Here is a 13374-nt window from a genome sequence, read left to right as displayed (position 1 = left end):
GACATGGATATAGTATCAAAAATAGAGGCATTAGTATATATAATTTTGACTGGAAAATTGAGATTAGGAAATGAGGGAACTTTCGTAATTTTCAAGTATTTTAAAGAGCCAACGATAACTCCGTCAGCTCTGTTTCTTATTAATTCAATTGTTGAATTTGAAATAACTTATGGTAATGCCCTTGCTGCTCCATTAATTGTCCGTGAGAACCAACTTCTTTAATCTCACCATCTTCAATCAATACTATTTTATCTGCATGCGTTATAGTGGATAACCGATGTGCGACAACAATTGTCGTACGATCTTTAGCTAACTTCATAATCGCTTCTTGTATAAGCTGTTCGCTTTCTAAATCCAATGCAGATGTTGCTTCATCAAGAATTAGAATAGGTGGGTTCTTTAGGAAAACGCGCGCAATGGCAATTCTTTGTTTCTGACCACCGGACAATTTAACGCCACGCTCACCAACTTTTGTATCATATCCTTCAGGAAGATTCATGATAAATTCGTGGGCATTAGCAGCTTTAGCTGCTGCAATAACTTCTTTTTTTGTTGCATTTGGCTTTGCAAGTGAAATGTTCAGTAAAACTGAGTCACTAAATAAAATACTATCCTGGAAAACCACACCGATTTTATCACGAAGACTTTGTACTTTATAATGGCGAATGTCCATTCCATCTAACAGAATAGATCCATTTGTCACATCATAGAATCGTGGAATAAGGCTTACTAAGGAAGATTTTCCTCCGCCACTCATCCCGACAAGTGCCACTGTTTCTCCTGATTTAACGTCAAGATTTACATGTTTTAAAACAGTATCTTGACCGTTATAGGCAAAGCTTACTTCTTTAAAACTTAAGGCGCCCTTTACACTTTGCACCTCAACAGCGTCTTTTGAATCCACTACATCATATTTTTCATCAAGAAATTCAAAAACTCTATCCATTGATGCAAATGCTTGAGTTAACGAAGTCGAACTGTTCACTAATCTACGTAAAGGACCATAAAGTCTTTCAATGTATCCCACAAAGGCAATCATCGCACCAATCGTTAAATCTTCTTGGATAACTTGGTATCCGGCAAAAGCAATGACAATTAAAGGGGCAATATCTGTAATAGTATTAACGACTGCAAATGACTTTGCATTCCAGCTCGTGTGATCGAGTGCTTTGTTGAGAAAATATGTATTTTGTGTATTAAATTGTTCTTGTTCATAATCTTCAATAGCAAAGCTTTTTACAACTGGCATTCCTTGTATTCTCTCATGTAAATGCGCTTGCAAATTCGCTAAAGCCTGCGAACGCACTCTCGTTAGATGGCGTAGTTGTCCAAAAAAGTAGCGAACAGCTATTGCATAAATAGGTAAAGTTATAATAGATACTAGCGTTAAAGTAACATCCATTGTCATCATAATAATAATAGCAATTACGATGGTTACCATGTCTAGCCACACGTTCATTAATCCTGTAATTACAAACGTTTTAGTCTGCTCCACATCATTTATAACACGTGAAATAATTTCTCCTACACGACTATTAGCATAGTAGCGAAAGCTTAGTTTCTGTATATGTGTAAAAAGCTGGTCACGAATATCAAAAATGATTTTGCTTCCTGTCCACTGCGCATAATATTGCCGAAAATACTCAATAGGTGGACGTAATATTACAAAAATACCGAACATAATAGCCATAATAATTATTAAATTATTTGTTTTTTCAGCAGATGAAAGTTCTTCAGCACTAATGATGTCATCTACTACGTATTTAAGTAACAATGGTATCGCCAATGGTATCGCGAACTTTATGACACCAATAATGATAGTACCAATTATTTGCCATTTGTATGGTGATACAAACTTCATGTAACGTTTAATGACTCCCAAGTTGTTTCCCCCTGCTTTATAAGTTTTTTCATAGCTGATCACAATAACAGAAAAACCTGTTGGGCTTTTCTAGCCGAACAGGATTAGTTTCCGTACTCAGTTATTTTCTATATGTTAAATATCGTTCATACCATGTTTCAATAAAATCAGGTGCAAAAGGTCCTTTGCGTTGTTGCACCCATGATGTTAACCGCTCCACATTGTTTTTCAGTATACGATCTATAACATCAGGATAATTCATTTGCTTTCTATGTACTTCATATTCATCTTCATCAAGCAAAATATAAGTCATGTCAGGGAAAACTTTGACATCTAAATCATAATCAATATACTTCAATGCTTCATCATCCCAAACAAATGGAGAACTTAAATTACAATAATAATATATTCCATCATGGCGAATCATACCGATAATATTAAACCAGTACTTAGCATGAAAAAAACAAATGGCTGGTTCGCGAGTAATCCATGTTCTACCATCCGATTCTGTTACAATCGTCCGGTCATTTCCACCTATAACAGTGTTTTGCGTCCCCTTAAGTACGGTTGTTTCCTCCCATACTCTGTGAATCAGTCCGTTATGTTTATAACTGTGTATTTGAATTTGATCTCCCTCCGCTGGAAAAGACATTTTTCTCCCTACTTTCATTTGGACGCCCTACGATATTTTCACAATCCATTTTTATACTATTATAACGGTTTATGATATATTTTAAAACTAAAGAGCCACCAGTTTTTGATGACTCTTGAAGATTTTTTTATTTATTTAGTATATGTAATTTTGTATTTTACTGCCTAAATGGATGTTGCTTCCTTTTCCTTAAGGTACGAACGGATGACTTCTTCTGTTTGCTCATCAAAAGCGAGTTGAAGCTGTTTAATTTCTTTTTTTATAACCTTAATCTCATTTTCATCCATATGTTGGTTTATATCTAGAGTAGCTTGCAAGTATAGCATACGATCCATAATTTCCATTTGTTTTGTTACCGCATCATTAAAGTGCATATTGGAGCCTCCTATCAATCTTCTTACTACTGATTCTCCAGTTTCCCCCATATTACCTTTGACTAAAATTGTAGGAATAACACTTCTTTTGACAAATTATCTTATTACTTTAGCTAACCAAGCAGCGCCTAACACTCCTGCATCATTACCTAACGCTGATATTTCAGGACGAATTCTTTCTGCTAACTCTTTTAGGACAAACTCCTTAAATGATGCTTGTGTTGGAGCTATGAGTACATCCCCTGCATTCGATACGCCTCCACCAATAACTATCCGTTGCGGATCAAACACAGTCGCAAGCTGGGCTAACGCCAAGCCTAAATATAAACCAGCTTCAGCAAAAATGTCGCTTGCAAGGATATCTCCTTCTAGAGCAGCGGCTGAGACGTCTTTCGCAGTTATATTTCCATTCTTTATGTAATATTCATTTAAAATCGTAGTAACACCATTTTTTACAGCATTTATAGCTTTTGCTGCTATCGCCGTTGCTGAGGCATACATTTTTAAACATCCTGTTTTTCCACATGTACATACTAACCCATGTTTAGGTTCAACGGTCATATGTCCCAATTCTCCGGCCATCCAATGACTCCCTTCATGCAATTGCCCATCAATAACAACGCCTCCACCAACACTCGTACCAAGCGTAACAAATATTATATTGCAACTTGAATTGTCTCCGCTATTTGTCCACATTTCTCCAAGCGCAGCTGCGTTTGCGTCATTTAATATAGTAACAGGTATGTTTAATTTAGTTTGTATAACCTTTGATAGTTCAAATTGAGACCAATTTACACGCTCATACTTAAGTACAACCCCTAGTTTTGTGTGCACAAATGTCGGTATACCAATACCAACAGCTTGTATCGGATATTCATCAGTGATAGTTTTAAGCTCTGTGTAGAGCATGTTTAGCAGATTGTCTCCACCTTTATCAAGTAATGTTGATACTTCATATTTATATTTTATATTGCCCGATTGTGTAACAACTGCAAATTTAGTGTTTGTGCCACCTATATCTACACCACAGTATACTTGTTCCATCATTGTAAAATACACCACCTATTATTGAGTATTGTACAATGACCTGAGTTAAAACGAAACTACTCACCTAGCAATAAAGTATGTACATACAACAAAAAAACAACATAAAGAAAAGGAGCATACCACTCGAGTTGTGGCATGCTCATTAAAAAGTCCATTAAATTAGTAGTTTTTTTGAGATTTTTGTGCAGATTGTGCATTTTGTTGCTTAACTTGTTGCGCATCTGTTTCGCTAGCAAACTCAGTGCCGTACTGCTGTCCTTGCTGACCAGCTTGTTGGCTAGCTGCTTTCTGCATTGATTGTGCGTTTTGTTGTTTAACTTTTTGTACGTTTGTTTTTGCTCCTTGATCCATCATTATCACCTCCACGACAATTAAGTTACCCAACAATAATTTTTTATATCCTACATTTTTTAAAAACTTTTTTGAATAACAACTTTATGGAAAGAAAAGCTAATATTATGGAGGGATGAATAATGTATGTTGGACGCGATATGACTGAATTATCAATGATTGCCAAGGATGAATGGAAAGATAGTGAGCTAGCATTTTTCCATCATTCCTTACAACAAATAACACCATATTTAAACACAGAAGGACAAACAATTCACAGAGAGATTATTAAGGAAATTGAAGCACGGGGGGCTTATATAGACAAGAAGCTGATTACACGCACGGTACAAGAATTTCATACGATTAAAAATCGTAACACACGCATTTAGGCTAACGCTGCAGCGCACTGATGCTATCGCTCAAACTGTATCATCCTGTGAGAGGCGCACAAGCTAGAATCGACCACTCATAAGCGTTAATCCTGTTAAAGCGAAAAGCATCGTTAAAAGGCTAATTTGTGGGATCGTTCTTTACTACCTTTACTTGTCGTATTTATCTGATTAACCAAGAAAGATAAGTCTTGTTTTATTTCGCTTATATGAAGACCCAACCAACACATAAAAAACCAGGAGTATTGATTACACTTCCTGGTTTCTTTTCTCGATATATGATTTTATTATTTTTTGATGAGCTACCGAAAATGGATAGTTACTTAATTGTTCTAATGTAACAAGCGCAACATCATCTCGTTTGCTTAAATCCCCGTGTTGTTTCACAACACCTTCGTACACTTGAATATGCCAGATAAGATGTGAAAATTCATGTGTGATTAACGCAAGCTGGTCATGTATTTCACTTTTAAATGCTAAATCTGTTTCAAGATTATTCATAAATTGCATTGTTGGAGGCGCAATATCATCTAGAACATAAGAATAATTAGGAAATTCCCACATATTAGCGAGCAAACCTTCATTAGGTCGCTTCCTAATTAAAATCTTTCCATCTTCGCTCTTTAGGATAGCAGCTATAATAGTAACCGTTTTTTGCTTCTTCTTTGCCTTTCGAATTGGAAGCTCGTACTGCATGCCTTCTTTAAGTGCACGACAATGTTCTTGAACAGGGCAGAGTAAACAGGCTGGCTTCTTTGGAATACAAATAAGAGCGCCTAATTCCATTAATCCTTGGTTAAAAAAAGACGGGTTTTTCTCCGATATTATGTTTGTGATGATTTTTTCAAACAGTTTTCTTGTTTTAACTTGCATTATATCTTCTTTTACTAACAGTATTCGTGACATTACTCGCATTACATTTCCATCTACCGCTGGTTCTGGTTGATTATAAGCTATACTTAAAATAGCGCCCTGTGTATATGGTCCGACACCTTTTAGAGTGCTGATTTCTTTCGGATTACTAGGCACCTTACCTTCATACTTCTCTACTACTTCTTTAACAGCACTGTGCAAATTTCTAGCCCTTGAATAATAGCCTAAACCTTCCCACGTTTTTAATACATCTTGTTCATCCGCATTAGCTAAAGCCTGTATTGTTGGGAATCTTTCCATAAAAGTAGTAAAATAAGGTTTAACAGCTTCCACTTTTGTTTGCTGAAGCATTATTTCTGATACCCAAATTTTGTATGGATCTTGGTCTTTTCTCCATGGTAAGTCACGCTGTTCATGTTCAAACCATGATAGTAAATCATGCTGAAATCCTTCTATATTAAAGTTTTGTAATATTTCTTGTATATTGGGCATTGATTTCACCTACAATGTTAAACTTATATTAGAATTTACCTATAATTTGTTTGTCCAATCTAGAATACACTAACATTATGCATCTTATTGTAAGGAGGCTAACGTTGTGGATACAGGTACACATGTTGTAATGGGGCTTGCACTAGGCGCGATGGCCACTTTGGACCCTGCTATCACACCTGGAACAATAACAGGGCAAGCAGTATTAGTGGGTACGCTAATTGGTTCTCAGCTTCCTGATTCAGATACAGTACTAAAATTAGTGAATAACGCCAAATACATTCGAAACCATCGTGGTATCACCCATTCTCTTCCGGCAGTATTATTGTGGCCTATCCTAGCTACCATTGGACTCCATTTTGTTTTTCCTGAAGCAAATATTCTCCATGTTTGGATATGGACATTTATAGCCGTATGCTTTCATGTATTTGTAGATATTTTTAATGCTTACGGTACACAAGCACTTAGACCACTTTCCAATAAGTGGGTTGCAATAGGTGTTATTAATACATTTGATCCGTTCATCTTCTCTATGCATGTAGTTGGATTAATATTATGGAGGTTTGGCTTTCACCCTGGCTACACATTTATTGGCATTTACATTGTTTTACTTGGCTATTATGTACTACGGTTTTATATGAAACACCGTGTCATTAAGGCCTGTCATGCTATCGTGCCACATGTACAAAAGGTGATTGTATCACCAACACTTCGTTTTACGAATTGGCATTTAGTCATTATAACAGATAAAAAGCAATATGTCGCAAAAGCAGCTGGAGAAAAAATTACCATTGTGGACAGTTTTGAAATATTAAAAATACCAGATATACCCGTTGTTCAAAAAGCTATGAAGGATAAAAATTTGTCTGCATTTTTGTCCTTTTCACCTGTATACCGTTGGGAATTTGAAATTCTCGATGATCATTATGAGGTTCGTTTCACCGATTTACGCTACTTGAGCAAGGGATATTATCCTTTTGTCGCTGTGGTAAAGCTTGACTTACAGGAGAATATTATTAGCTCCTATACAGGATGGATTTTTAGTGAAGCTAAACTGATGAAAAAACTTAAGTTTGTAACCGAATCTTAAAATCGTATGTTCAAGCTAATGCAAAAACGTAACTCTACAGACATAAATATAAAAGGCCTATCCATAAGTGCCTGGCTCCCATTCGCTACTGTAATATGTAGAAAATGACATTTCTTCATATTGTAGAGAATGGGTACCTGGCACTTTACTTTTTGGACAGACCCTTTTCATTGTAATATTAAGGCAAGTTGTGACATCCTATAGTTTTTACGCTTTTTTCTATTGCCGCTCATCGCGCTTCTTAACGATCATCACAATTTAATGAATGTTATTTTGTTTATTCATAAAATGCTTATATTTAGTGTTATGTGCCTCAAACTCATGTAAAGACGGACCGTATTGTTCAATCCACTGCTTCACAACCCGCTGTGCCATAGATTTCCCTTAATATGACCAACCCGCTTTTGCATAAGTTGCTTCAAAATCATCCCATAATAGTTCAACCCACGTACGGGCTTCAGCATAGGAGAGTTTATGATTTTTATCTAGTAAGTAATTGGTTAACTTTTCATAATAATCGTCCAAGGGTACCATCTCCTAATGTTGGAATTATAATTTGACCTCATTTTACACAACCTACAGATAGTGCGATAAACAAAACCGCACTTAAAGGAGGGCTTGATGTTGAGAAATAAAAAACAGGGCTTCCCTAATTTAAATAACCACAAGCTTGAAGGAGAGCCACGCGCAAAAGCCGAGTATGCATCCAAACGCGCTGATGGTACAATAAATACTCATCCACAGGAACGCATGCGGGCATCCGGTCAACGCCAGGATGAAGATTACCCATTACTTTAAGGTTTTTACTTTTTAGGAGGGGTTCACTTTGAATAACAAGCATAAAAAATTCTATGACCAATTGTATTCAAATCCATTTAACCAACCTTGGGCGAGTCGCAAGCATGCAAACGCTCAAGTAAACGGCGAAACGCAGCAAACGCAAAATTTGATTATTCTCGAAAATCAAACACGTAAACGCTCCTAGATAAAAAAGACCTTAAAAAATATTGCTGCTATCCCACAGCGTCCAGTCACCAGAGAATTTCTCTCTGGTGACTTTTTAATTTATTTGACAGGCTATTGTTTCTTAATAAGCATAGATAACGGTAACGCTTCTTCTTTATTAGGAGTGTGTGTTCGATAACCCCAGGCAAAGATTCCATTTAAATATTCAACTTGAAATAACTCTCCTTCTCCCCCATCAATAATATACGCTTCACCAGAGGGGAAGTCATCTGGATTTAATAAATATGCCTTAGCCATAGACATTTTTCGTTCTAATACAGCTACTTCATTTACCATACCATGTTGCTCGGCCTTCATTGCCTTTTCTTTAAGTGCTCCGATTTCCTGCTGCAACTCATATCGTGTCATTTGTGAATAACGCTTCTCCATTCCCCTTCTCCTCTACTTTTTACATATACAATATCGCAAAAAAACCAATTATACCAGCTAAAAGAGCATAAAAAAGCATTGGTATAAGTGTAATGCGTATGATACTTCCTTCCTTTCCTAACATACCAGTGACAGATGCAGCAGCAACAACATTGACTACACAAATCATATTACCTGCGTTAGCACCCATGACCTGTAGAGCTAATACAACTTGTTCACTCGCCTGAATTTGAGTTGCTACGGAAAATTGGAATAACGAGAACATCATATTACTAAACGTAGCACTCCCAGATATGAATGATCCAAGCGCACCAATAAAAGGTGCAACAATTGGCCAGCCATTCCCAACAGCCTGTGATACAAGTTCAGCTAATTCAAGAGGCATACTTGAAAGGTTGGCGCCGTTAATACTTGAGTTGATGAAAATACGCACCATAGGAACTGCAGTACAAAGAGCTATCGCTGTCCCGACCATTGTTTTAGCCGAGTCACTAAAAGCAGCCGCCCATTGTTCTTTTTTCATTTTGTGTATAAAAATCGTCATAAGAACTACTACAACAAATATAGTACCTGGTAAGTAGAAGGGTTCGAAAAAAGAGCTAATTTCGGTACCGAAAATATCACGTTGTCCTATCTTAACCGAACGAAGCCAAGCTTTAAAAGGTAAAAACTCTAGTCTCGATAACACCAACAATAATGCCACTAGCATATATGGAATCCACGCTAATGCTAATGACATATTTGCTTTAGCTTTTATTTGTATAGGTTGTTCCTCTTGCTGTAGTTGATCTTTTGGAAAGTCATCCCACGCCTCTCCTTTCGGGAGCAAAAATCCCTTTTTGACAGCAGGAATAACAACAGCCAACCCTACTAATCCACCAATCATTGAAGGGAATTCTGGTCCCAACAACGTAGCAACAGCAAAAGCAGGGACTGTGAACGCCAGACCAGCAAATAATGCAAATTTCCACATTTCTAGCCCTTCACGCCATGATTTGTTTTTTCCAAAAAGTCTAGTTAGTAATAAAACAACAATAAATGGCATAAAAGTACCAACAAATAAATCAATAGTAACTGTCGTATTTGTCACCGACCTAACAAAATCATATAAAGGTGTTTCTCCTAAAACAGCCGTAACATTCGTAGCTACATCGGCACCAGAACGTAATCCTTGATCAACTCCAACAATGATTGGCGTTCCAACTGCCCCAAACGAAACTGCACTACTATCAGCGATTAAAGCTAATGATACAGCCGCTAGTGGCGGAAACCCTAGCGCGGCTAATAATGGTGCATTAATTGCAGGTGGTGTGCCAAAGCCCGCGGCTCCTTCAATAAAACTACCGAATAACCAAGCAATAATTATTATTTGCACGCGTCGGTCAGCAGAAATATTGATAAAACCTTGGCGGATAGATTCGATCGCGCCACTATACTTTAAAGTATTTAAAAGCAAAATAGCTCCAAACACAATCCACAATATCGAAACTGCAACGATAATTCCTTCTAATGTCGAAGCAGCAATTTGGATAAAAGGCACCTTCCAAACGAGAAATGCTAAAAACGCTGTTATGACAAAGCTGATAGGCATTGCTGTTGTTGCAGGTAGTCTCAATATAATTAGGAAGATAAAGACTGCTAATACGGGACTAAGTGCTGTTAGAATTTCTACTATGTTCATAAATCACCATTCCTATATTTTTAGTTTATTTTATGGACATTGTACAAAAGTTATTTATTACTCATCATTATTATGTAGATATCGTTCTATTAAATCGATTGTGAAGCCTTTACGATATAGCGCTTGCTTCATCTTCTGTTGATATTCATAACCATCACAATTTCTGTATTTATTCTTCAGTTTATCCCCTTGCTTCACTATCGCATGCCACTCATCATTTTCATCTTCCTGCAAAAGATCATTTAGTACGGATGATACAATATCCCAAGTAAATCCTTTACGTTGAAGCGCTTGCTGAATCTTCAATTCCGTCTGTTTATTCGAAAGGCTACTGCTTTTACCGATAATCTTCTCCGCGTGCTTTCTGGCAGTTTCGATTTGCTCTATTTCTGGATACTCTTGTAAACTAGAGATAATATATTGCTCTGCTATGCCCTTTTGCTTTAATTCACGTTCTATTTGCTTAGGTCCTTTACCACTTGCCTTGTGAGTTCGAACATAGGCATAAGCAAACTCCTTATCATCCAAATAAGAAAATTCTTTTAACTTGTGAATGACGTCTTTTGAAATTGTAGCTTCAAAGTCCTGTTTACTTAAATACTCAGCGATTTCCTGTTCACTTCGCATTCGATATGCCAAATAAGCTATCGCTTTGTTGTAAGCTTTTTTCTGCTCATCTTCTAATTGTATTTGAGTAAAGTCAAGCTCATCAATTTCTAGCCCTTTTCGAAGGTTATATTTAATTAATATGTCTTGGTCGACACTAAACCCGTATTCCTCACCTTGTCCCTTATCAAGAAAAATAATAAATCGTTCACTTGATTGTTTTTGTGTCGTAATTTTCGTAATGATAGCCATTTTCAACACCCCATCATTTATTTTAACACATCATCTTATATTTAAAGGAGGAGACTACTATGAAGATAGCAATTGCCGGAGGTACAGGATTTGTTGGCAACGCTGTTACACAGCTTTTACTGGCACAAAATCATGAAATAATTATTCTAACTCGACATCCAAGAAATAGCACACAGTCTGGAGTATCATATGTTGGTTGGTTAAAAGATGAATTTCAACCTGAAAAAGAATTACAAAACATTGATATAATGATCAATTTATCTGGAGAGTCATTAAATGATGGGCGTTGGACTAAAGAACAAAAAGGTCGTATCGTGTCCAGTCGCTTAAAAAGTACGAACGAAATTATTCGCATTATGCGAACAATGCCTGAACCACCAAAGGTCCTTATCAACGCGAGTGCTATTGGAATATATGGTACAACAAGTGCTGAAAAGTTTACAGAGAATTCAGATCATGTAGGCTCCGATTTTCTCGCACAAACTGTCTCGCAATGGGAACATGCAGCTTTACAAGCTAACGATTTGAACGTTCGAACTGTTCTTATGCGCTTTGGGGTTATTCTTGGCAAAGATGAGGGGGCATTACCAAGGATGTTGCTTCCATATAAGCTATTTGCTGGTGGAACAATAGGCAGTGGAGAGCAAGTGTTATCGTGGATTCACATTGACGATGTAGCAAGAGCAATTGTTTTTGCTATTGACCACCCACTCTCAGGACCTGTTAATGTCACAGCTCCTACTCCCAAAACAATGAAGGAGTTTGGAAAAACGATTGCTGCTGTTCTACATCGACCACATTGGTTACCTGTCCCAAGCTTCGCATTAAAAACTTTACTTGGTGAAATGAGCGTGTTAGTTTTGGAAGGTCAATATGTTTTACCAGATAAATTACAAAAAAATGGATTTGTTTTTTCATTTCCAATACTTGATGAAGCACTCCATGACATATTAAAATCATAATAATGCTTTTATTTTTTAGTAAGAGAGGAATTCACACATGCGTGTACTTTTTAAAAATGGTAAAATTCATCCAATTACATCAGTGCCACTTGAACAAGCAGACATATTAGTCATCAACGGAAAGATTGCCGAAATAGGTAATATTGATCCCACAAAAGCCGACACCATTGTGGATTGCACGCATAAATATATATTCCCTGGCTTCATCGACGTGCATACACATCTTGGCTTGTACGATGAAGGCACAGGCTGGGCTGGGAATGATGCAAATGAAACGATAGAGCCTTTAACACCACACATTCGGGCTTTTGATAGTGCTCACCCACTTGATCCTGCGTTTCAGGATGCAATTCGATACGGTATTACAACTGCCCATATTATGCCTGGTAGTGCTAATGTTATTGGTGGCACAACCTCTGTTATTAAAACACATGGTAAAAACATTTCAAAAATGCTTTTACGTGAAACTGCTGGTTTAAAAATTGCTCTCGGTGAGAACCCGAAGAGAATTCACAGTGCTGGAAACAAAGACTCCATTACTAGAATGGGAATTATGGGAATGCTACGAGAAGAATTTTATCGTGCTAAAAACCATGATAACCCAGAATATTTAAGAATTGCACCGATCGTAAAAGCTTTAAAGCGTGAAATACCTGTTCGGATTCATGCACATCGTTCTGATGATATAATATCTGCTGTTCGATTTGCCGATGAATTCAATTTAGATTTACGAATTGAACACTGTACGGACGGTCACCTAATTGCTGACGAGCTAGCAGGGCGCGGACTAAAAGTTAGTGTAGGGCCAACCTTTACACGCCGTTCGAAAGTAGAGCTTCGTAACAAAACATGGAGCACGTATGACATCTTAACGAAACACGGTATTGAAGTATCTATAACAACGGACCATCCCTACACTCCTATACAATACTTAAACCTTTGTGCTGCCCTTGCTGTTAGAGAAGGTCTGGATGAACAGAAAGCACTTGAAGGTATCACCATTTTGCCTGCTAGAAATTTAGGAGTCGATCATGCAGTAGGTAGTTTAGAAGTTGGAAAAGACGCTGATATTGTTGTATGGAATCATCATCCCTTCCACTACATGGCAAAGCCTGACATGACTATGATTCATGGTGAATTTATATACAAAAGTAAGTGATAATTTTTCCATATAAAATTAATAAAAAAAGTATTTCTTTTTACGTGAAAATCGATTATGATACGAATGTTGTGTTTTTCATATGAAACTATACATTGTTGTTTGATGATATACGGGAAGGCAATTGGTGCGCCACCAGCAACAGCTGGTTCTAGTGGGTTCGATTCCCATCCCCGAAATTTTTTAAGGCAATTTCAAAAAATTTCGAGGG

Annotated in this window: 14 protein-coding genes and 2 pseudogenes; 6 read left to right on the top strand and 10 right to left on the bottom strand. The window is 37.1% G+C overall.

Annotated elements, in window-relative coordinates; genetic code table 11:
- Positions 1–139 precede the first annotated feature (139 nt).
- From EJF36_RS04270 to EJF36_RS04250, 5 genes are all read right to left on the bottom strand, one after another.
- Positions 140–1882 (bottom strand): ABC transporter ATP-binding protein, encoded by a 1743-nt coding sequence (locus EJF36_RS04270; protein WP_125905154.1) that lies wholly within the window; start codon positions 1880–1882, stop codon positions 140–142.
- A 100-nt stretch (positions 1883–1982) separates the two neighbouring features.
- A complete protein-coding gene (gene ntdP, locus EJF36_RS04265) occupies positions 1983–2513 on the bottom strand; it encodes a nucleoside tri-diphosphate phosphatase (RefSeq protein ID WP_125905153.1) in 531 nt (176 codons plus the stop codon).
- Positions 2514–2677: 164 nt separating this feature from the next.
- On the bottom strand, positions 2678–2887 hold the full coding sequence (locus EJF36_RS04260; RefSeq protein WP_125905152.1) for a YgaB family protein: 210 nt from the start codon (positions 2885–2887) through the stop codon (positions 2678–2680).
- A 96-nt stretch (positions 2888–2983) separates the two neighbouring features.
- The gene (locus EJF36_RS04255; protein ID WP_125905151.1) at positions 2984–3934 is read right to left on the bottom strand and encodes an ROK family protein; all 951 of its coding nucleotides are present in this window, start codon (positions 3932–3934) and stop codon (positions 2984–2986) included.
- Positions 3935–4093: 159 nt separating this feature from the next.
- On the bottom strand, positions 4094–4288 hold the full coding sequence (locus tag EJF36_RS04250) for a gamma-type small acid-soluble spore protein (RefSeq protein WP_125905150.1): 195 nt from the start codon (positions 4286–4288) through the stop codon (positions 4094–4096).
- 119 nt (positions 4289–4407) lie between these two features.
- On the opposite strand from EJF36_RS04250, the pseudogene EJF36_RS04245 reads away from it, so the two are divergent.
- Positions 4408–4631, top strand: a pseudogene (locus EJF36_RS04245) (hypothetical protein).
- 271 nt (positions 4632–4902) lie between these two features.
- On the opposite strand, the gene mutY reads toward EJF36_RS04245, so the two are convergent.
- On the bottom strand, positions 4903–6018 hold the full coding sequence (mutY, locus tag EJF36_RS04240) for an A/G-specific adenine glycosylase (protein ID WP_125905149.1): 1116 nt from the start codon (positions 6016–6018) through the stop codon (positions 4903–4905).
- A 106-nt stretch (positions 6019–6124) separates the two neighbouring features.
- Here mutY and EJF36_RS04235 point away from each other — a divergent pair, with 106 nt between their 5' ends.
- On the top strand, positions 6125–7108 hold the full coding sequence (locus EJF36_RS04235) for a metal-dependent hydrolase (RefSeq protein WP_125905148.1): 984 nt from the start codon (positions 6125–6127) through the stop codon (positions 7106–7108).
- Between the two features lie 258 nt (positions 7109–7366).
- Here EJF36_RS04235 and EJF36_RS04230 read toward each other — a convergent pair.
- Positions 7367–7633, bottom strand: a pseudogene (locus EJF36_RS04230) (YfhJ family protein).
- 99 nt (positions 7634–7732) lie between these two features.
- On the opposite strand from EJF36_RS04230, the gene EJF36_RS04225 reads away from it, so the two are divergent.
- Positions 7733–7906 carry a small, acid-soluble spore protein K gene (locus EJF36_RS04225; protein ID WP_125908257.1) on the top strand — a complete coding sequence of 58 codons (174 nt, stop codon included), beginning with the start codon at positions 7733–7735 and terminating at the stop codon, positions 7904–7906.
- 28 nt (positions 7907–7934) lie between these two features.
- On the top strand, positions 7935–8093 hold the full coding sequence (locus tag EJF36_RS04220) for a YpzG family protein (RefSeq protein WP_125905147.1): 159 nt from the start codon (positions 7935–7937) through the stop codon (positions 8091–8093).
- 92 nt (positions 8094–8185) lie between these two features.
- Here EJF36_RS04220 and EJF36_RS04215 read toward each other — a convergent pair whose 3' ends face one another.
- From EJF36_RS04215 to recX, 3 genes are read right to left on the bottom strand one after another with little or no spacing between them, the layout of a single operon-like run.
- Positions 8186–8503: a YfhH family protein gene (locus EJF36_RS04215; protein ID WP_125905146.1), complete on the bottom strand. Its 318-nt coding sequence runs from the start codon at positions 8501–8503 to the stop codon at positions 8186–8188.
- 19 nt (positions 8504–8522) lie between these two features.
- Positions 8523–10184 (bottom strand): L-lactate permease, encoded by a 1662-nt coding sequence (locus EJF36_RS04210; RefSeq protein WP_125905145.1) that lies wholly within the window; start codon positions 10182–10184, stop codon positions 8523–8525.
- Positions 10185–10241: 57 nt separating this feature from the next.
- Positions 10242–11042 carry a recombination regulator RecX gene (gene recX, locus EJF36_RS04205; protein WP_125905144.1) on the bottom strand — a complete coding sequence of 267 codons (801 nt, stop codon included), beginning with the start codon at positions 11040–11042 and terminating at the stop codon, positions 10242–10244.
- A 59-nt stretch (positions 11043–11101) separates the two neighbouring features.
- Between recX and EJF36_RS04200 the strand changes: the two genes are divergently transcribed.
- Positions 11102–12004, top strand: a complete 903-nt coding sequence (locus EJF36_RS04200; protein WP_125905143.1) for a TIGR01777 family oxidoreductase — start codon at positions 11102–11104, stop codon at positions 12002–12004.
- A gap of 37 nt (positions 12005–12041) precedes the next feature.
- Complete coding sequence (locus EJF36_RS04195; protein WP_125905142.1) at positions 12042–13163, top strand: amidohydrolase; 1122 nt, start codon at positions 12042–12044, stop codon at positions 13161–13163.
- Positions 13164–13374: the final 211 nt, after the last annotated feature.

It is taken from the genome of Bacillus sp. HMF5848 (genome assembly GCF_003944835.1).
Lineage (GTDB): Bacteria > Bacillota > Bacilli > Bacillales > HMF5848 > HMF5848.
Note: the sequence above shows the minus strand (reverse complement) of the source record. Positions and strands in the feature narration are given on the sequence as shown.